The organism is Hyphomonas chukchiensis (assembly GCF_000682695.1).
Taxonomy (GTDB): domain Bacteria; phylum Pseudomonadota; class Alphaproteobacteria; order Caulobacterales; family Hyphomonadaceae; genus Hyphomonas; species Hyphomonas chukchiensis.
Map to the genome: position 1 here is coordinate 1 of NZ_AWFG01000030.1, position 19,468 is coordinate 19,468.

Annotated in this window: 19 protein-coding genes; 8 read left to right on the forward strand and 11 right to left on the reverse strand. The window is 56.4% G+C overall.

Annotated elements, in window-relative coordinates:
- Positions 1–13: 13 nt before the first annotated feature.
- The 5 genes from HY30_RS10355 (at position 14) to HY30_RS10380 (ending at position 4,131) form a co-directional block, all read left to right on the forward strand.
- A complete protein-coding gene (locus HY30_RS10355) occupies positions 14–499 on the forward strand; it encodes an antirestriction protein ArdA (protein WP_081812203.1) in 486 nt (161 codons plus the stop codon).
- A gap of 3 nt (positions 500–502) precedes the next feature.
- Positions 503–805: a hypothetical protein gene (locus tag HY30_RS10360; protein ID WP_206741454.1), complete on the forward strand. Its 303-nt coding sequence runs from the start codon at positions 503–505 to the stop codon at positions 803–805.
- Between the two features lie 699 nt (positions 806–1,504).
- The gene (locus tag HY30_RS10365) at positions 1,505–1,828 is read left to right on the forward strand and encodes a DUF736 domain-containing protein (RefSeq protein WP_034739980.1); all 324 of its coding nucleotides are present in this window, start codon (positions 1,505–1,507) and stop codon (positions 1,826–1,828) included.
- A gap of 529 nt (positions 1,829–2,357) precedes the next feature.
- Positions 2,358–3,266: a type IV toxin-antitoxin system AbiEi family antitoxin domain-containing protein gene (locus HY30_RS10375; protein ID WP_051615311.1), complete on the forward strand. Its 909-nt coding sequence runs from the start codon at positions 2,358–2,360 to the stop codon at positions 3,264–3,266.
- Positions 3,259–4,131, forward strand: a complete 873-nt coding sequence (locus HY30_RS10380; protein WP_034739984.1) for a nucleotidyl transferase AbiEii/AbiGii toxin family protein — start codon at positions 3,259–3,261, stop codon at positions 4,129–4,131. The genes HY30_RS10375 and HY30_RS10380 overlap by 8 nt, the downstream gene beginning before the upstream one ends.
- Positions 4,132–4,390: 259 nt before the next feature.
- On the opposite strand, the gene mobF is transcribed toward HY30_RS10380, so the two are convergent.
- The 6 genes from mobF to HY30_RS10410 form a co-directional block, all read right to left on the reverse strand.
- Positions 4,391–5,488, reverse strand: a complete 1,098-nt coding sequence (mobF, locus tag HY30_RS10385; RefSeq protein WP_051615313.1) for a MobF family relaxase — start codon at positions 5,486–5,488, stop codon at positions 4,391–4,393.
- Positions 5,488–7,308 (reverse strand): type IV secretion system DNA-binding domain-containing protein, encoded by a 1,821-nt coding sequence (locus HY30_RS10390; protein WP_051615315.1) that lies wholly within the window; start codon positions 7,306–7,308, stop codon positions 5,488–5,490. Before HY30_RS10390 ends, mobF begins: the two co-directional genes overlap by 1 nt.
- Positions 7,309–7,629 (reverse strand): hypothetical protein, encoded by a 321-nt coding sequence (locus HY30_RS10395; protein ID WP_034739987.1) that lies wholly within the window; start codon positions 7,627–7,629, stop codon positions 7,309–7,311. It lies immediately after the preceding gene.
- Positions 7,622–7,888, reverse strand: a complete 267-nt coding sequence (locus tag HY30_RS10400; protein WP_206741455.1) for a helix-turn-helix transcriptional regulator — start codon at positions 7,886–7,888, stop codon at positions 7,622–7,624. The genes HY30_RS10395 and HY30_RS10400 overlap by 8 nt, the downstream gene beginning before the upstream one ends.
- Positions 7,889–8,039: 151 nt before the next feature.
- Positions 8,040–8,891 carry a hypothetical protein gene (locus tag HY30_RS10405; RefSeq protein ID WP_034739990.1) on the reverse strand — a complete coding sequence of 284 codons (852 nt, stop codon included), beginning with the start codon at positions 8,889–8,891 and terminating at the stop codon, positions 8,040–8,042.
- Between the two features lie 471 nt (positions 8,892–9,362).
- On the reverse strand, positions 9,363–10,199 hold the full coding sequence (locus HY30_RS10410; RefSeq protein ID WP_034739992.1) for an SDR family oxidoreductase: 837 nt from the start codon (positions 10,197–10,199) through the stop codon (positions 9,363–9,365).
- 665 nt (positions 10,200–10,864) lie between these two features.
- Here HY30_RS10410 and HY30_RS10420 point away from each other — a divergent pair.
- Positions 10,865–11,098 carry a hypothetical protein gene (locus tag HY30_RS10420; RefSeq protein WP_034739996.1) on the forward strand — a complete coding sequence of 78 codons (234 nt, stop codon included), beginning with the start codon at positions 10,865–10,867 and terminating at the stop codon, positions 11,096–11,098.
- Between the two features lie 133 nt (positions 11,099–11,231).
- Here the strand turns inward: HY30_RS10420 and HY30_RS10425 are convergent, their stop codons facing one another.
- From HY30_RS10425 to HY30_RS10445, 4 genes are all read right to left on the reverse strand, one after another.
- On the reverse strand, positions 11,232–12,011 hold the full coding sequence (locus HY30_RS10425) for an SDR family oxidoreductase (RefSeq protein ID WP_034739998.1): 780 nt from the start codon (positions 12,009–12,011) through the stop codon (positions 11,232–11,234).
- A gap of 37 nt (positions 12,012–12,048) precedes the next feature.
- Positions 12,049–13,137: a phosphotransferase family protein gene (locus HY30_RS10430; RefSeq protein ID WP_081812186.1), complete on the reverse strand. Its 1,089-nt coding sequence runs from the start codon at positions 13,135–13,137 to the stop codon at positions 12,049–12,051.
- 340 nt (positions 13,138–13,477) lie between these two features.
- Positions 13,478–13,957: an Lrp/AsnC family transcriptional regulator gene (locus HY30_RS19300; protein WP_051615317.1), complete on the reverse strand. Its 480-nt coding sequence runs from the start codon at positions 13,955–13,957 to the stop codon at positions 13,478–13,480.
- Entirely contained in the window at positions 13,954–14,412 is a 459-nt protein-coding gene (locus tag HY30_RS10445; protein WP_034740004.1) for an Lrp/AsnC family transcriptional regulator, read from the reverse strand. Before HY30_RS10445 ends, HY30_RS19300 begins: the two co-directional genes overlap by 4 nt.
- 324 nt (positions 14,413–14,736) lie before the next feature.
- Between HY30_RS10445 and HY30_RS10450 the strand changes: the two genes are divergently transcribed.
- A complete protein-coding gene (locus HY30_RS10450) occupies positions 14,737–15,843 on the forward strand; it encodes a phosphotransferase family protein (protein ID WP_034740006.1) in 1,107 nt (368 codons plus the stop codon).
- Positions 15,844–15,926: 83 nt separating this feature from the next.
- Positions 15,927–18,398: a TonB-dependent receptor gene (locus HY30_RS10455; protein ID WP_081812187.1), complete on the forward strand. Its 2,472-nt coding sequence runs from the start codon at positions 15,927–15,929 to the stop codon at positions 18,396–18,398.
- Between the two features lie 114 nt (positions 18,399–18,512).
- Here HY30_RS10455 and HY30_RS10460 read toward each other — a convergent pair whose 3' ends face one another.
- Positions 18,513–19,277 (reverse strand): tyrosine-protein phosphatase, encoded by a 765-nt coding sequence (locus tag HY30_RS10460; protein WP_034740011.1) that lies wholly within the window; start codon positions 19,275–19,277, stop codon positions 18,513–18,515.
- Positions 19,278–19,468 lie beyond the last annotated feature (191 nt).

A 19,468-nucleotide genomic window follows, 5' to 3' on the forward strand; every position in this document is an offset into this window, starting at 1 on the left:
GTCCGATTATCCCATCTGCCTTGCTGCCTACAATAATGGCCGCCTGCATGGCGCATGGATTGATGCGACCACGCCTGACGAGATCATGGCAGGGGTCCGCGCGATGCTGGCAGCGAGCTCCGAACCCGATGCCGAGGAATGGGCCATCCACGACTATGAGGGCTTTCAAGGCGCAAGCCTGTCTGAATACGCCTCGTTCGAAACCGTCTGCGATCTTGCTGACTTTCTTGGCGAGCATGGCGAGATTGCCGCGAAGCTATACCGGCATTTCGGAGACGACCTTGAGCAAGCTCGTGCGGCCTTCGAAGACTATGCCGGAGAATATCGCAGCGCCGCAGACTTCGCTGAGGAATTCATGCGGGAGAGCGGCACTGAAATCCCGGCGTCGCTCGACTATTACATCGACTGGACAGCGCTCGCCCGCGACATGGCCCTCAATGGTGAGATCATGGTGTTCCAGACGGGCTTCGATGAAGTCCATGTGTTCTGGAGCCGCTGAGCCATGGCATTCACAGAACGTTTCTCTGACTTCGTATGCGAGGGCGATTGCATCGCTTGCGAACAAGACGGGTTCCGGATCGTCGCGCGCATTGTGCGCGACGATAGCCCGGACGCGCCAGACCTGCGCCAGGACGGATTCTGGCCATCCCTTTTAAAGGACGCGCCGGGGTTCATCGGTCCCGGAAACAATTTCCGGGAGCGCTTTGCCAAGGCGCAGGCGACTGGTTCTATTGCGGCATCGTCCTCTCGGTCTCGCTGGACGGTATCATACTGGACGAACACGCCATCAGTCTATGGAGCGTAGAAGCCAACTATCCGGGTTCAGATAATGGACATCTGACGGAGGCTGCAGATGAGCTTCTTCACGACGCCATCGCGATTGGTCTCCGGGCTGCGCAGCGTCTTTGTGCGACTCTCTCCAAACTCGAGGCGCGAACTTGCTGAAGCCCGGGCCCGGACTGCGAACCCGGTCGAGGACGCCCGGGACGATGCATAAGCCAGATGCAGGGACTTTCGCAGAGCCAGACGCCGCCTGAGGATTCAGTCTCCTTTTCAGGCGGATCAGAAGCCGTCCGGTGCCAGGCATCGGGCGGTTTTCGCGTATCATTCTCCCATGCTGAGGGGCTAGTGGCAGGGGGGGCTTCATGGATGAGGGCGCAAAAAAAATCGCGCGTCTTTGGGTCTCGTCTTGCATCCGGAACTGTCTGCCAGTCCTGTTCCATCCGTTTTCGTAACCTCCCGTATCGGACCCCTTGTTCCCGTCTCTTGCCGTGTGACCTGGACGACGCCTGCCGGGCTGTGAAACCGGCACGGAGATGAATTTTCCCCGCCGCTTTGCGGCTCCTCGCGCCTCAAAATTCAGCGCCGGGCCGGTGCTCCACTGCGTTTCGCCCGCCAAAGAGAAAGGAGGCGGTTCAAACCCGTCCTGCGCCGTCCTTTCGGTCCGGCGTCGACGGGGACAAGGGGTCCCCGAGACAAGCGCAAAAACGAAAGGAATTACACAATGGCAAACGCACTCGGATATGTCTCTGAGACCAAAACCGGCTTCGAAGGCGCCCTCGCAATGATGAACCTTACAAGCCCCATCCGCATCGAGAAGAACGGTGAGAAAGCCGCAGACGGTCAGCCGGACTACCGCATCTTCGCCGGAGAAACGTCGACCGAGATCGGTGGCGGATGGATGCGCAAGGCGAAAGCATCGGGACGCGATTATGTCTCGATCACCCTCGCAGATCCGCAGATCGGTCCGCGCAAGATCTACGCAAATCTCGCGCCGGTGAAAGGCAAGAAGGGCCGGCACGTGATCCTCTGGAACCCTAAGGACTGACTTGCCAAGGTGACGGCTCCGGACGGAGCCGTCACCGCCATTCGTCTTTCAGGACCGTCTTGCGCGTTCTGTTTAATCGCAGGGGATCGTCACGCGAATTCCATGCCGATATGCACGCCGTCCGAAAGACGGTGTCGGATAACGCATTTTGAAATTTTCGCGCTTTGTTGGCTGCGAGCCAATGTAGGAGAAGCTTTTCAAAAATCAGGTTGCCGGGCGTGATCGTCGGCATCTGCGCGTCATTGTCCAATCCTGTACGTCCAATGGCGAATGACCGGGGCCCATTTGCCTGTCTGCGGATTGGAAAACGTCTCGTCGTGTGATTCTCCTGGACGTTCGCTGACGCTGAGATGCCCCGATTGACTTACGTCATCCAGTCATATAGGCGTCCTAAGGACGCCTATATGACTGGATGAACTGAAATTTTTTACTGCAAATCCGACTCGAGCCCGGAAGACGGCGCTTGACTTTATCATGCTATCCCCTTATAAGCGTCCTAAGGACGCTTATAAGGGGATAGCAGGGAAAAATGACCGACCAAATTCCCGGCACCTATCCGGACAAGATGACCCGGGCAGGGGCCTATCTTTCGACCCTGCTTGAAGCGACAGGTAAACCTGTTCTGACCCCGTTTGAGTTCTTTCGTCTGATCTGGCGGATGTACAGGGATTCTGCAGACGAGAAACTTTATCTGCGGCATGAAACGCCAAGCCAGGAAGACTATGCGCGGCTAAGGTCTGGATTGAAGCACGCCGGCGTGATCGGCGCAGACAGAGACTATGGTGCGCGAATAATTCGAGTCCTGACAGTCTCGGATATGTCCGCAGAGAATATCGTCTGTCTGGTAGATCCGACCTGCTACGTCTCGCATCTTTCGGCAATGCAGCGATGGGGACTTACAGACAGAAGTCCGGATGCGCTGATACTGACAAGGCCGGATCGCAAGGCGGCGCAGGCCTGTCTTCGGACATATATGGACAAGGTCTTGCTCGAGACCGAAGACAATCCATTCCCGCTCAGGATAATCAAACACCCGGCTCGCGTTCGGCGCCGGAAAGTCCACGTGTATGAGTCAACGAATGCAGGCGCTTATGTGAAAAACCGCAGCGACGAGGTTCGGATTTCGACCATCGGACAAACGTTTCTCGACATGCTGCAAAAGCCGGATCTTTGTGGCGGCATGTCCCACGTTCTGGACGTTTGGGAAGAGCATGCGGCAATCCACCTTGAAGACATTATTGATGCTGTGGACACAGCGACGAGCAATCTCGTGAAAAGCCGGGCCGGATACATTCTGGACGAGCGCCTGGGATTGAGACACGAAGGGATCGAGCGCTGGAAGGCATTCGGCCAGCGGGGCAGTTCCAGAAAGCTGGATCCTTCAAAAGAGTTCGCCTCGCGTTTTTCCGAAACCTGGATGATATCGCTCAATGTCTGATCCTGCCCTGGAACTTGATGTCGCGGGCTGGGTCGAACGCGTAAAAGCAGACCCGGTCGCTTATGCGCAGCGCCAGGCCATTGAAGTGACTCTGAACGCGATCGCCATGACGGCCGACCTCAAGCAGAAGCTGTTCCTGAAGGGCGGCGTCCTGATGGGGTTGGCATATGACAGTCCAAGGCAAACCGGGGACATAGACCTGACAACGGCGTTTGAAGTTGGCCCCGATATCGACACAAAAATTGTGGCGCTGATGAATGCCGCCTTACCGCGCGCAGCGATAAAACTGGGTTATGTCGATCTGATCCTGAAGGTTCATTCCGTCGCGCGTCAGCCAAAAAACATCTTCGAAACCGCAAGCTTTCCAGCGCTTAAAATGAAGGTTGCCTTTGCAAAGAGAGGCACAGCGCAAGAAAAGACACTCGAAGAGGGAAAGGTGCCTGCCAAGATCGATATTGATATTTCCTTCAATGAACCGCTGAGCCAGATGCAGGTCATGGAACTGACAGGCGGCGCAGAATTGTTGGCCTATAGTCTACCTGAACTAATGGCGGAAAAGTTCAGAGAAATGCTTCAGCAGAAAGTGCGAAATCGAAACCGTCGCCAGGACGTTTACGACCTCAACAGACTGATAGAGGGGAATGAATTTTCGGAGCCTGTTCGCGCAGCAATATTGGAAGCATTTATGGAAAAGTGCCTCACGCGAGAGATTGAGCCAGATGCCCACTCCCTTGACGATCCGGAAATCAGGAAGCGTTCCGAAACGGATTGGGACACGATGGAACTTGAGATTGGCGCACTCCCGGATTTCGAAGACTGCTATGAGTGCGTGTCAGCATTCTATCGCGCTTTGCCTTGGGATTGACAGTTCTCGCTCGGATTAAGGTTTGAGGATGTCAGCAAGCAAACACTGACGTCAGAAAAGTTTAGAGAGTGGGTGTCACACCCCATGCACCTTCGATGCTGACAGATCGCGGGCGATCCTGTCTCAAACACCCACATTTAAAGGGAATTGCGCACGTCTGGACCGTATACGCGAGCCGTGTTCGGCGATTACAATTTCTTGGCAGATCGGGTGGCGCGCCAATGACTAAAGGCCAATGCGCATGAGAGACGCGTACACGTTAGCGTTCCCGGTCGTTGTCGCGCTCGCCAGCATTCTGACGCAGGTTGACCTGCACGCCTGGCATGCTGGATGAGGCGCGCGACGCGAGCGCGATGGCCCTGATCAACTGCTGGGCTGAGGGCAGGATACGGGCTGGTGATCTTGTGCGAACCTGAGGGCCTCGTATCGGCACATGATGGGTTTGACCGCCGACTTGCGCTTGCTGCTGACGCGCCCTGGCGACATCGAAGCCGAGCGTTCTGGCCTCTGCCTGCCATGCCTGGAACAGCGCCGCACGCTCCCGTGGGCGCTTGGCCTGGCGTGTGCGCAGCGCTGCGAGTTCCATACCCTTCGGAGTTCGATAGCCATATGTGTCGGCAGCCTGTTCGATGGCCTGCCTGCGCTTCGAGAATGCGCGCTCGATGTCGCGCGGGATGGCTTTCAGACGAAAGCCTATCCCATAGCGCTCGACGGCATGGCCGTCGCGTTCGAGCTGGTTGGCCAGGTATTCGCGGTAGACGGCGCCGGCTTGCTTCTGGGCCTTGTAGAGATCGCGGCTGACAAGACTGCCCCATGTTCCGTCGCGGCGCGGCGCAGTGTTGAAGATGAACGCGTGCGTGTGAAGCTGGGGGTCGAGATCGCGGCTTGTGTGATGGTGGAACCGGGCGATGGTCAGCCCGGCGACCGGCTCGCGGATGGCGCCGCCCTTGCCCCGGCGTGTGAACGCATGATGGTCTTCGAGATGCGTGGTCGCGGCATGAACGGCCAGGCGGTGTGCGGCTTCGATTGTCTTGCGATCTGCTGGCGGCGAAAGCGCCCACATGACAGAGACCGACTTTGGAGCCGAGAACGTCATGTCCCAGCCGGGGGCATGGGACTTGCCGATCTGGGTGAGACGTTCGCCGGTCTTCGGGTCGATGCCGTTCAGGGCCGCTTCGAAGTCTGCCTTCGAGACGGGGCCAACAAGGGCGAGGCGTTCCGCGCCCCGCCCGTCCCATTCGCCGTCTGCTTCCGCGTCGGCCTCGCCCGTGCCGGTATAGTATTCGTCCTGGGCCATGTGCTTGAAATAGCTGACAGCGGCGCCCACCGATTTGCGGGCCGAGATGGAGGCGACCATCAGTTCATGCTTCCGGGCTTCGGCTTGCGAATGCGGGCGATGTCGTCGGCTGAAAGCAGGCCTGCCTTTTGCGGCCGCTGGCTCGGTGAGGCAGGGGGCACAGGCGAAGGTTCGGGGGCCGCCGTTTTCTGGTCTGGCCGGGTCCATTCAGCTGGTACGTTGGCCGGTCGCTGAGGCGGAAGGATCGTGATCGGCAGGTCGATTTCGTGAACGTTTTCTCCGAAGCCCAGAACCAGCATCCGGACCTTGCGACCCTTGCGGCCAAGATGAGACGAAAGCTCGCTCGGCGTCATCACCGCACGCAGCGAGTGTTCTGTCGATATGTTGAGCGAACTTTTTCCGCCAGAATGGCTTTTACTGCGTGATTCCCGTTCGATCTCCTGCATGCCGATGGCCCGGCTGATGTCCTCGGCCCCTTCACCGGGATTCATGCGGCCGATGATGTGGGTGCCGATCATCGACAGCCAGGCATTGGTCCGGTCGCGGCCATACCTGATGCGGATCTGCGATGTGTCCTGAGCAGCCAGCACCACGCACACGCCCTTTGATCGTCCAAGGTCAAGTAGGGAAGCCAGGTCATCCATCGCTTCAAGTTGCGGAAACTCGTCAAGAAAGAGCCAGATGCGGCGCTGGCTGCTTTCGCTGAATGCCGGACTGCAGACATGCGATGACAACAGGCTGACCAGCCCGCCGATCCAGGCATTGGTCAGCTGGGGGTAGCGCCCGTCGCGTTGCAGGATGACAGGATTGGTGGCGTGCGGGTCTGTCAGCCAGTTCGCCGCGCTGAACTTTTCCTGACCCTCTGCGCTCCAGGCTTCTGCCATTGCTTCCAGCACATGAATATGTGCCTTGAACGTGGTCAGGATGGACATGGCCGTCTTGCTGGCCGGATCGCCGATCATCTGCGCGGCGGCCGGATGATGGGCGAGTGCCATGCCTTTCAATTCGTCGGCACCCAGCAGAGCGCGGGCATGGAGATTGCCCCACGACCAGGTGGCGTGCATGTCATGCTGGAGGCTGACGATACAGGCAACGAGCAGCTCGCGGGCGGCCTCTGCCCACATAGGGTCGCTGCTTTTCGGGATGAACCGGGCCGCCAGCTCCCGCGCGTCCTGCTTGGTGACGCAATCGGCTGAGATATCCCAGACCGCTGATCGCTTGTCCTGCGGTGCAATCAGCGTGATCTCGCCCGGCAGGCGTTCGGTCATGTCGCCCTTGGTGTCGAGGATGAGCATCTTGTCGCCCCAGCGCATGGCTTCCAGGATCATGTGCTGGATGGTCTGGGTTTTGCCGGAGCCCACAGACCCGGATATCAGGCAATGACGCGATTCCCGGTCCCGGCTCATGGGGAGGCCAGGTGGAAAGTCGATCCCCGCACCGGTCTGCCGGATCTCCTTTCGGCTTATCTTTCTTATCGAGCCGTATGCTTTCCTCCCGGTCAGGCTCACGGGACCGCGTACGACTTTGGGGGCAGACTTTTCCGCCATGGCAAGACCCGCAAAGCCGAGCAGGCTTAGGGCTGACAGGGCGCCGAGGCCTGCAACGCCATTGTGACGAAGATTGAACGCTTCGTACGTGCCGTAGTGCTGCATGACAGCCCGGCAGCGCGGCCAGTGGTATGATCCGGCGGGATCATGGATGATGGATGTGATCCGTGCCTTGCCGCAGCGATCCATGAAGGCCGCGTCATGGCGCGCGAACCGGCCGTCTTCGGCGATTGCGCCCGGACGTATCCAATCGAAGCCGACCTTGTAGGCGGCAGCGTCGGCAAATGCGGAGATCAAGCCGATGACGAGCAGGGTATTCTTTAGAGAGCGCATCTATGCTTCCTGACGGGTCGGCTGACCGCTGAGGGCATGGAGCAATTCGTCGAACATTGACTCCACGCGTCCGAGTGATCCGCCGTTCTGGGTGGTTGAATCGGCAACAGCCTGCAGGTCCTGGGACAGGGCAGCGAGCCTGCGCTCGATATTGAGGAGCCGTTCGGCTTGCGTGAAGGGATCGCCATCGGTCAGGCCGGACCGGATCAATTCGCGCGCAACTCCTGTCGGCGTGCCGGAGATGCGCTTGGCACGCGCGGCCAACTGATCAATGTCGGACGCGGCAAGGCGGATGGACAGAGGCCGCGTCGGTTCAGACATGGCGCTTGGGCGTCGTGTCGGCGTCGGACTTTTCGCATTCGGCCAGCCATTTGAGAACAGTCCGGCGCCGGTAGCGCACAGCTGAACCGAGCTTCATGTAGGGCGGTCCGCCGCCTCGGCAGCGCCAGGTCGCAAGGGTGCAGGCGGGCACGCCTGTCAATCTGGCAACCGACGGCGTGTCGATGGCTTCATCGAGCCAGCCGGGATTGTCCTGAAGGATATCCTCGATTTCGGGAAGGGTTTGTTCGGGTCTGGACATGGGACTCTACGCCTCTCTTGATGAGTGAGTTTGAGGCCAGCACGTCGGGCGCAGGCGAAAAAGAGGAATGATTTCGTCTTATTCCATCCTCATTTGTGCATGCGCATCACTCTGTGACATGGGCAGCAATCCTGTCGCCACGCGCGCAGTGTCATGCATCGCCGCGCATGGGTGGTTCGCGATTGTCGAGCATGCCGGCAAGCCGCCTAAGGATCGTGGTTTCATTCGGGACATCGGCCGCCGCGAATTCCTGAAGCGCGCGTTCGTATAGCCGGCCAGCGAGTTCCTTGCGTGGCATATCCGGATCGCTCTTGTTGAGCTCCAATGCCCAGGCAGCGATCGCGGGCCATGCGCCGAGGGCCGGACGGCCGCGCCTGGTCTGGGGCGCGTAACTGTGTCGATCATTGGCAGGCTCAGTGATTGGGTGATGGTCCGACGCTTGATCGTGGTTGAAGAGACGGACGAATCGGGACGAGCGCTGGTCGAGCCAGGCTTGCAGCATGCGGCGCGGAATATAGAGCGCGGCGAAATAGGCGCGACCTGCTTCTGAGTACGTGTTGAGGGGCAGGCCGACCAGTGCTGTCAGGGCATCCTGCTTACCGTGCAGATACATCCTGCCGTCGCCATGCTTGAGCAGGTCGTCCCAGGCGGACTGATCACCTGGCAGGAGCCTCATAGAGTACATGACGCTCAGCAGGCTCGCGCAGCTCCCTTCATAGTATTCGAAGGGTCGCGGCCTGAGCCTGAGTTGTCCTTCGGTGAGCGTTGCAGGTGGCGCTTCTATCGGGATTCGCAGCCAGTTGTCCGGATCATAGCGTTGCGAGTGATCGTAATCATTGTCCTCGAACTGACAGGGCGCGTTGAAATCGCCCTGCCAGGCTGCCCGTACCAGCATTTCCAGCATCGCATCCGGTGTCGCATTCGGCTCGCGGTTGGCCAGAAGCGCGGCTGCGGCGTCGAAACGGATGACCGTATCGTCCAGCGGCGAAATGGATTGGGTCACAGTTGCCTCCCGTCGTGTTGGAGAGGACAAAGCAGGAGACGTGCCACTTGACCTTTAAAGGAGAATAATATTCCCACTTAGATAGTATTTGTGCGCTCTATACGGTCTCTCGTGATGGGAGCGCCACTATAGGAGTTATTACCTCAAGCTTAGACAAGGCATCATCTGGAAGGTCTATCAACACTGCGTGGCCTTTGTCGTGCTGATGAATGAATATTCAATAGTAGCAGGGTTTCGCGTGTGCTTCCTGCGCAGTGGAAAATCGCATTTGACTGCATTCTAGAACAGAAAACCCCAGAATGGTGACAAGAGTTCTGGGTTTTTGAAGCGCGACTTTTCCAACAGGCTAATGTGATCAGGTTGTACCGAGCAGCGCTATCGAGCTTTATCGACTTGGCTGCTACCTCGACAAAGAACTGACTGTTTCGACAACTTACTCACTCGGCTTCTCGACCTGTTGGAAATCCCATATCAAAGGACGAAATGGTCGCCAGCCGCCCGAACAGTAATATCTCCGATGGAGACGCCCGACGGTTGGTTGATCGCATGGATGACTTCATCGGCGATAAATGCAGGATCCAGCACAATATAATCGGTGTTGTTCGGATCAAGCTTCTCGGGCTTTGTTTTGCCTTCGATCAGTTCCCTCATGAGAGCGATGTATTCCGGCGCGTTATGACCGACGATTCCTACGACCGCCTGATTGTTCACTACGCCCCGGGCAAGTCCCGTACCGGGAACGCCGGTTGGTTTTACAATGGTGACTTTGATTTTGCCGCGGGCCTCAACGCGAAGCGACTCTGACAGGTAATTTACCGCCGATTTGGTCGCACCATACACGGCCGCCCCCAGGACCGGAAAATTTCCGTAGATGGACGAAATATTCACCACATGACCGCTACCTTGCGACAGCATCTGATCGTATACGCTGACGATGCCATGCAGGACTCCTTTGAAGTTGATGTCGATACATTTCGACCATTTGTCCATTGCCGCTTCATGGTCTGCATAGAGTGCAAGCGGCATGATGCCGGCATTATTGACCATGACATCAATTGCGCCGAATTCTGCAACAGCGGTAGCGGCGAGGCGCTTCATCTGCTCCAGGTCGCTCACATCGGTTTCAACCGCCTGGGCGCACCCACCTTCTTTGGCAATCGTCGATGCCGTTTCCTCTGCGTTGGCGCGATTGATATCAGCGCAGATTATCCTGGCGCCCAATGCGGCAGCCTTCTGGCTGATGAGGCGCCCAAAGCCGCCGCCAGCGCCAGTTACGATCATCGACTTTCCCTCGACGTAATTCTTCATCTTCCATTTCCTTCCTTCGCGCCCTAACATGACCGTGGAGCGGCAGGTAATCTGCCGAATCCAGCCCGCCGACTTTGACCGCGACCGCCAATCGATCTCCGTAAATCCGATAGCGCGTCGCGCCGGTAGCCGTCTTCAATCGACACCGCCCGATTGTCCTTAGTCGTTCAAATCTGGCGGGGGTCCGAACCTTGATCGATAGCCGCCGTCAAGATTCTACTACTTTGCGGACTGCCAAAAAACAACGCATAATAAAAAAAATATGCATGAAAAACTATATTTGCGAATAAAAAAATGCAAATATGATCGCAATAGGCTGAGAGGGGAATGTTATGTGCAATGCCGACGTCAATGGCGACTTGGATCGTTGGCCAAAGTAATTCCAGGTCCTCCAGTTGAAGAAGCGCCTCAGGTCTTGGGGAAGTTCATAGCGGGTACCCTTAAATTCTTTGAAGTGCACGTCGAGCCGTACTGTGGAATCAGCACGCTTTCTTTCGGCGACACCAAGAACGTGTTTCTTCACGACGCGCACGACGTCGAGCAGATGCTTCGCATGGACATCAACTCATGCGGAATGGACGTCCAGACACATGCGTTTAATACCCCTTGCTGGGGGACTACATCACCGTAACGCCGGACCATCTCTACTGGCAGCAGCTCACAAGATGGTGCTGCAGACGTTCACGCCGAAAATGCCAGAGCGATACCTTGAACGTCCCGTGGACGCGGTGGCTGAAGAGGTCGATCGGTTCGGCGAATATGCGAATTCCCGGAAGCCGTTCGATCTCGAAAAGAAAGTAGGCGAAGGCGTGCTTGATCCTCTGACGCGCACCATCTTCACCCACGGCATCGACAAGTCGGAGATTCTCGAAACGTTCGTGTTCTGGCTATGCGCATAAGAAAAACGTATTCGATACTGCCGGTGGCGAGATGCCCAAGCCCATGATCCGGATGTCAATTCATCCGGAGGGCGGCTTGAAGGTGGTCGCAAAACACCGCTAGAAATAGTCAGCTCCCGATAGTGGGGCGGAGTCAGCGTAGAGACAGTCCCCCGTCAATGGGGATTATCGTGCCAGTGAGATAGGCATTTGAGGCGATCATGACCGCAAGCGCTGCGATGTCTTCGGTTTTGCCAAAGCGCTTGACAGGTATCTGGGCCAGCAACTGACGAGATATTGTTTCGTCTTCGAGCATCCATGCGCTCATCGCGCTTGGAAACGTACCCGGTGCAATCGCGTTGACCAGGACATGGTCCGGCGAAAGTTCTTGAGCCAGTGTTCGGGTAAGATGATCGATTCCAGCCTTGCTCGCGCAATAAGCATGAGCGCCCATCGCGGTCGCAACCCGCGCGGCGATTGAACCGATATTGATAATGTGCGCAGGCGCTTCAGGGGATGCATTCGATTTGAGGAGAGGAGAAAGCAGCCGGCTCAACATGAACGGCGTTTTGAGGTTCAGATGCAGCACCTGGTTCCATTGGCTCATGAGGTCTATGCTTGGTAGCGCCGTTTCAGATATGCCCGCATTGTTGACCAGAATCGAAAGCCGAGGAGCCAAATCGTTCAACCGGGCAGACAGCGTGTCAACTCCCTTGTCACCAGACAAATCGGCTGCGAGAAAATCGCATGCGCCGTAGCCGGAAAGATCGGTTGCGATTTTTTTGCCTTTGGCTTCATCTCGTCCGGTAATCAAAACGGACGCGCCAGCAGACAGCAGACCTGTAGCGATCATCATCCCAATGCCGCTTGTGCCGCCGGTGACAACCGCCTGGCGTCCTTCAAGATTAAACAATGACTGCAGGGATGTCGGCATGATATGAATCTTTTTGCAGATGGTTGGCGTGCTTGATCTATTTCGCAGCGCTCCAGGCAGAATTCAAACGCGCAATCAGACCGTCGACATGCGATTGAAACGCAGCCTGGAAGTCTTCCGGAAATGCCCTGAGCCCCAGAATGTGCGTCAGCACGATCCTGTAGAGCGCGAAAACAGAGTAGTATTCCCAATGCTGTAAAGTCGCGCCAGACGCGGCTTCATAGGTGGCCTTCATTTCGTCGTCGCTTGGTGTGCCTGGGGGATAATCTGAGGACAGGGACGACATACCGATCAAGGCGTAGGCAAGGTCGGCTTCGGGCGCGCCGATGAAGGCCATCTCCCAGTCGAGAACGGCGCTCACCAGATTGTCTTTGAAAAGATAATTAGTGAAGTTGGCATCACCGTGACAGAGGACAGGTCTTGGCACCTCCGGCTCATTGGCAAGCAGCCAGTCGCGAACGCCTGAAAAACGCTTCTGTGCATCAATTTCGCCCGCCCATGAGAGCCCGTCCCAGTACCAGTTGATCTCGCGTCCGATCAGATTTGGGCCAACGGCTCTTCTCAGGAGAAAGCTCAGCCCCTGTGCGCGCCAATCCAGCTGGTGGATCTTCGCCAGCGTCTCCACGAAGGACAGGATCATTTTCCGGCGATCGGCTGGCGTTGAATCTGCAATCACGCCCTCGGCAAACCAGGCGCCAGGCGCGGCCTCACCCGGAGTGCGCTCCATCACATAGCCTGGAACTTTCAGAAACTCGCCGCCGATATCTTCGCATATCTGGGCGGGTACGGGCACAGGGCTTGATGACAGCGCCCTTTGTATTCTCACCTGCCCATCGAGGTCGTAGGCGTGGAAGAGCCGCTCGGCAGGCTCAAACCGCAGAACGCACTCGCGCGTTGAGTGGTCGCCATCATGCGACATTGTGAAGAATAGCGTTCCGCTTGAGCTACCGGCGCCGCCTTCGGGAAACCGTACATCGCGTGCATGGCAGGTGAGTTGAAAATCTGGCTGAGCCGCCAGGAGTGCGTCCAGTCGCTCCCGCCATTGCTCAGTCGTCGTAGAGCCCAGCCGGACCTTCCGATTGATCTCTATGATTCTTTGTCCAAGTTCTTTTGCGCCTGCCGACATGATGTTTCCTCTCCGCTCGGATTCGGTGGGTGCAGACCGATCCAGCTAGTACTTTCGCTTTTAGGGAACGCATACGACATGAAATTTCCGTTCGCAAAGAGATTTATCGATCAAAATTATTTAAAAAAGTTCGCGAAATAAATTAGTCTGGATTTCTTGACCCTTGGGGGACGGGCCCGAATCACGCTCGCAGTCGGCTTTGAGACAGGCGGCATAACGTGCCGGCGGGGCGCAGAGACGCATCATCCTCAATATACATGTGAAGGTACTTGGCGAAGTGAGGTGTGCGCCCTCAAACTTGGCGTCAGGTCGAACTTGAATGCGACGCCACACACCCGTGTCAGCGGACCTTGTTCCGCGCTTTTTCGGTAATCCTGACCACGTCGAGACGGTGCTTCGGAGATGAGCTTATTTCATGAGTTTCGAGGGCGTGCACGCCCTCCCACTTCCGGAAGTGGTTGTGCACGAGTTGGGCGAGGGCATGCCGGTCTTCAACAAGCGCGAGCGTCACGACATTATGGGTGCCGCCTGTTAGCGCGACGAAAGGCACTTCCTTGAGCTCACTTGCCGCCGCCGCGATTTCACGCGCCATTGCGGGCACGACCTTCAATCTTATAAAGGCTGCGCAGTTCAGTCCGAGGGCAGCGGGGTCAATCAGCGCAGCTAGTCTGATTGACCCTGCCCTCTGCATCGATTTCAGACGTTTGCCAATGGTTACATCGGAGACATTGAGTAACCGCCCGACTTCCCGATTGCTTATCCTGGCATCCTTGGTGAGGATCTCCAGAATTTGCTCGTCCAAATGATCTGTTTTGCTCATTTTGCCCCCAGGGTGCCGTAGCGAAGGTCGAGTTTGACGACCTCCAGCGCGATGTTTGCTGTCCAGTGCGAAATGCCCTTGATGGGCGCAATCTTGGTTTCGATCGTCTGGAGAAGATGTTTCCGATCTCGCACATTGAGTTGAACAAAGATATCCGGATCTGAGAGCAGTACAGAGACGCTTGCAGCTTCTTCGATCTTTGCCAGTTCCTCGGCGACAAGTTCAGGTGGTCTTCTCGTGACGTAAATGTCCAGCAATACGACCAGGTCAAAGCCCAGGGCCCGCAGGTCGCGCTGCATGACCACCCTCAGTATATTTTTTTCTTCCATATCGCGGATGCGATTGGCGATCGTCACCTCGGTGCTGCCGGTCCTGTCAGCAATTTCCTTGTTTGTAATCTGCGCGCTCTCGGAAAGAAGCTCAGCAATCGTAATATCGAGTTCGTCGACTAACATTCTCTACCCTTTCCAGGTCCCGTCTGCTCATGCCCATCGCGGTGAGACACACCCAGTAATCCCGGAAAATACAATTCGATTCAATCGATTTGCTTCCCTGTTTCATTGCTGGCCGCTTCAAATCAGGTTTGGCAGCCGGTTTGCCTACGTGCAGTGGAGACCGAAGGCAAATCCGACGCGCCGCCGCCATGCGTCACCCGTCTGAACTGACACGATGCGAATTAAATACCACACAATTGATTAGAAACTATTTGCAAATATCAAATATACCGTATTAATGCTAACCATAAGGCTCCAAAAGGAGCGCGTTATGGGAGGTTGGCTATGGATGCGGCTCAGATCAGCAGCGGTATCGTCGAGCATTCGCGGCAGGCCAGGTTTTCGGGAACATCACCGGAACTCTGGAGGAAGAGGCTCGAAACACTGATTGCCGCTCAGCCAGCAGTGTCCGGACCGATTCGCGTACAGGATGTAAAGCCGGTGGCCGAAGCGGCTGGTGGATCGAATGGCACATTGCTGTTTCGCGCGAGCTACCGAGCCGACGGACAGCTGGTCGAAAAAGCTTTCGTTCTTCGCTTTTTGCCCACCAGTGGATTGTTCCACCATTATGACGTCAAGGAGCAGTTCGACCTGCAGCGTAGTCTTGAATCGACTTCGGTTCCGGTCGCGTCTCAGGTCTGGCTCGACGAAAAAGGCAAGTATCTTGAGCGTCCCGGATATGTAATGGAGCGTGTCGAGGGGACGAGTTCGCCCATGGCTTGGATGACGTCCGGCATTATTCACGATGCATCACCGTCCGACCGCCGCAAGATGAGCCTGGCTTACTTGTCAGCGCTTGCCGATATTCACGCTGTCGACTGGAAAGCGCTCGGACTACACTGGCTTGAGGAGCGGGCGACGGGTACGCGGCCCATAGAGCGGGAAACCAATTGGTATTGGGACGCGCTCGTCTGGTCAAAGAATGCCGAGTATATCAGAATGTTCGAGCCAATTCGGAATTGGCTCATCGCGAACGAGCCGGATGATTTGGAAATCGTTCTTTGCCACGGCGATGCGAACTACGGAAACTACCTGTTCAAGGGCTCGACGGTAACCGCGGTTCTTGACTGGGAAATGAGCTTTCTGGGTACGCGCGAATGCGATGTCGCCTTCATGTATATTGGCGACCAGATCCTGCTTGACGGCGTGCCCGTGCCCGAGGGCTGCTTATCCTACGAGGAGCGTAAGGCAGAGTATGAGCAGATGACAGGCCACAAGCTTCAGCACCTCGCGTACTTTGAGCTTTTTGTGGCGTACAGACTGGGCATTATCAACGTTCTGGCCATGAATCATTTTCCGCCGGAAGTTCTCGAAACATTCGGCCCGGTTATGCGCAGGGGCCCCGCGATATGCCGGGCCCGAGCAGAGGCGCTCGGCGTCGAGTTGTACTAAAAAGTGATTGGCCCATGACGATCCGTATAGAGATCGAGCCGGCTGCATCAGAAATTAAATAATTTCTTTGGGAGGAGAAACTCATGAGATTGATAAAATCAGGCTTACTCGCAGGTGTGTGTACAGCGTGTGTGCTCGGCTATGCCCCACTTGCCCTGGCGCAGGACGGCATTACCGATACCGGCCAGTCCGATGAAGGGCAGCGCCGGCTTGGAGCCATCACCGTCACGGCACAAAAAAAGGAAGAAGCACTGCAAAGTGCTCCGTTGGCGGTCAGTGCATTCGACACTGAAGCCCTAGAGCTCAAGCAGATCGAGGGGCCGCAGCAGCTTCAGTTCAGCGTTCCGTCGCTCGTATTCGCGCAGCTCACAGGTTATACACAACTATCGATGCGGGGCATCGGGTCGGACCTGACGGTAACGGCCGGCGAACCGACGGTGGCTACATTTCAGGACGGCGTGTATGTCGGTCAGCTGTTTGCCCAAGCTGTGCCAAGCTTCGATCTGGAACGAATTGAAGTACTGCGTGGCCCTCAGGGCACGTTATACGGACGCAATGCGACGGGTGGGACGATCAATTATATCACGCGACTGCCCGACTATGATTATGGCGCCAATCTGGAGCTTACCGCCGGTGACTATGGTCGGATTGCTGTCGCCGGCGGCGTGACCGGGGCCATCGTGGAAGACAAGATTGCCGGTCGCCTCACGATGAAGCACGACAGGCGCGACGGTTATCGGCACAACATCTTCGATGGAAAGGACTATGACGACAATGATCTCTTCAGCGCTCAGGGCTCATTGCTCATAGACCTGACGCCTGATGTGCAGATCGTTTTCCGAGCGGACAAGACACGCCAGTCAGCGTCAAATGTCGTGGAACTCGTTGAGGAAATTCCGCTCGCTTCTGGCGTCTCGTCTGCGACGCCGCTTGGAGTATTTTCCCTACCGGCACCAGTACTCGCCGGCATTCCGGGTCTCTTTTCACCATCGGACCTGGCGCTGCTGGGGAACGGCAGCGTCGCAGACTTCTACGGTTTGACGCAGCCCGGCTTTGCTGTTCCAAATCCGACCGAAACAACGGATTTCGCAAACAACTTTCCGTCAAAGCAGGTCTTTGACGTAGATGGGTTCAGCGGAACGGCTACGTTCGATCTCGGCGCCGCCACGCTGAAGTCAATCACGGCCTACCGTGAATCTGACGCGACGATTCGTGTCGATAATGACGGAACGTCGGCTGCCATTCTGCGCGAGGATCCAATTTTTCAATCGTCGAAGCAATTCACGCAGGAATTCACTTTGTCAGGCATGGCCATGGGTTCAAAGCTCGATTATGTGATCGGCGCGTTCTACTACCATGATGACGCACTGTTGAAGGCAGACCTCATTACACCTTCGATTGGCGACCAGGTTGCGCTGGCAGGAAGCCTGACGAGCCCGACTCCGCCGCCAGTCTTCGATCTGTCCCAACCCTTCATACCCAATCTCCTTCAGCTGATAGCAGATCCGGTCCTTGGTCAAACGCTGAATAATCCCACGATCATTGCAGATGGCAATTTGTCCTTTGGAGCGGATCAGGAGTCGGAATCGAAAGCTCTTTATGGCCACGGCACTTACAGCCTGAGTGATAAATTCAGGGCGTCCCTGGGGCTTCGCTATACGGAAGACACAAAGGATGTGTTCCGACAGCTGCACTCGAATTTCGTTCCCGCGGGAGGACTCTGCGATCGACAGGAGGACGATAGCTGGGAGGCGGTCACGGGATCTGCGGGTGTCGACTACGATGCGGGTGCCGAGACGCTACTCTATGGCAAGGTCTCAAGAGGGTACAAAGCCGGCGGTTTCAATCCAGGCGAATGCGTAGGCAGTTTCGATCCTGAATTCCTCTGGTCATACGAAGCCGGATTCAAGACGACCTTTGCCGACAATCAGGCACTATTGAATATGGCGGCGTTCTACTACGATTTCTCGGACATTCAGTTCACGACCTATCTCGGAAATGCTTCAACGATCAAGAATGCAGCGTCTGCGACTCTTTATGGTCTTGAGGCGGAATATGTATTCCGGCCTCGGGTGTTGGAGGGTTTCCAGCTGGATGGCTCAGGATCCTACATTCATTCCGAATACAGTGACGAGTTACTACAGGACCCGACGGGGCTCGCCACGCTGAATATCGGTGGCAACCAGTTGATTCGGGCACCAGAATGGAAGTTGAATTTCGGGGCGCAGTTCGAGACGGAAGTCGGCAATTTGGGGACATTCCTGCTTCGCGGCGAAAGTTCCTATACGAGCGAGGTCTTCCATGATGTGTTCAACGGTAAGGCGCCTTTCCAGGCGGGCACAGCTGAAGATGATTACTGGATATCAAACGCGCGCTTGATTTGGCGGCCCAATGACGACCGTTTCGAGCTTCAGCTGTTTGTCGAGAACATCGGTGATGAAATGTATGCCTATAGCCGCGTTGCCTCAGCCACGACCGCATCGGTAACAGGGCAATTTTCTCCGCCTCGAACCTTTGGGGCCCGTTTGTCCATGAAGCTCGGATCATCAAGATAGATGCTTTCCTCCAGCGTGTCCTACAGGAAACGCATTACACTTGCGCCCGACAGGATTATCCTGTCGGGCATATTTTTGCTTTGCGCATCTCTTATGGCTGTTTGCCGCGCGCGACTATTCCAAAAGGTTTTCGCGAACCCGCGCGAGTGTTGCGGACGATACGCCGACCTTTTGCGCAAGAAAGCGGTCGACAGATCCGTAGCGTGAGTCAATATCGGACAGGACTGCTTCGAGAAATGCGGAATTGGCGCGTTTGATGAGCGCAAGCGCAGGAGCGGTCATCCGGTCCAGACTGTTTTCCCGAATACCGGTTCCGGCTGCGGCGGCGACAGAGAGTCGGTCCCAATCAAGATGGAGGTTCGTCTCCAGATAGTCCGACATTATATCTCTGCGATCGATACCCAGGCTTTCCAGCACGACGGCCACGACGACACCCGTTCTATCCTTGCCGGCGGCGCAATGAACCAGAATAGGAAGGCGGTATTCCGCAATTGCATCAAAAACCATTCGTATATGCGCTGCGTGTTGATCGGCGATCTGAATATATAGCGACGCGACGGCCTCCGTCAGTGCGCCCTCATCGTGACTTCTGGCGAGCAATTCAAATACTTCCGTTTGTGTACTTTCGGCGTCCGTTGTGGACCAAAGGATTTCGCAGGATTGGGCCAAAGCGGCGTGAGTCGGAAATGCAGCTCTCTCCTTTGCGCCGCGGAGGTCCACGATCGTCTTGAGATTGAGACCCTTGATCAGGTCGATATCGTCGGTATGCGGCCTGTCCAGCCCGGCAGACCGCCAGAACAGGCCCGGTTTGATGCGTCTGCCACCTTGTCCTTTCAGCCCGCCTATCTCCCGAAAGTTCATGATGCCCGCCAGTGGCATCGTCGCAGGTCCTGACTTGGTCGTTCGGCCTGAATTGCTTGGGTGGCTCACATTGCAACTCCCTATGTATGAGCGATCGAGGTGGGGGCACTATCGCACAGTCTTGCGTCGGGTATATGACACATGATCAAAAATGCGCATAAAAAGGATCAATCAGGTTCGCAAAGATTGACTCAAGAAGAAAAATATGT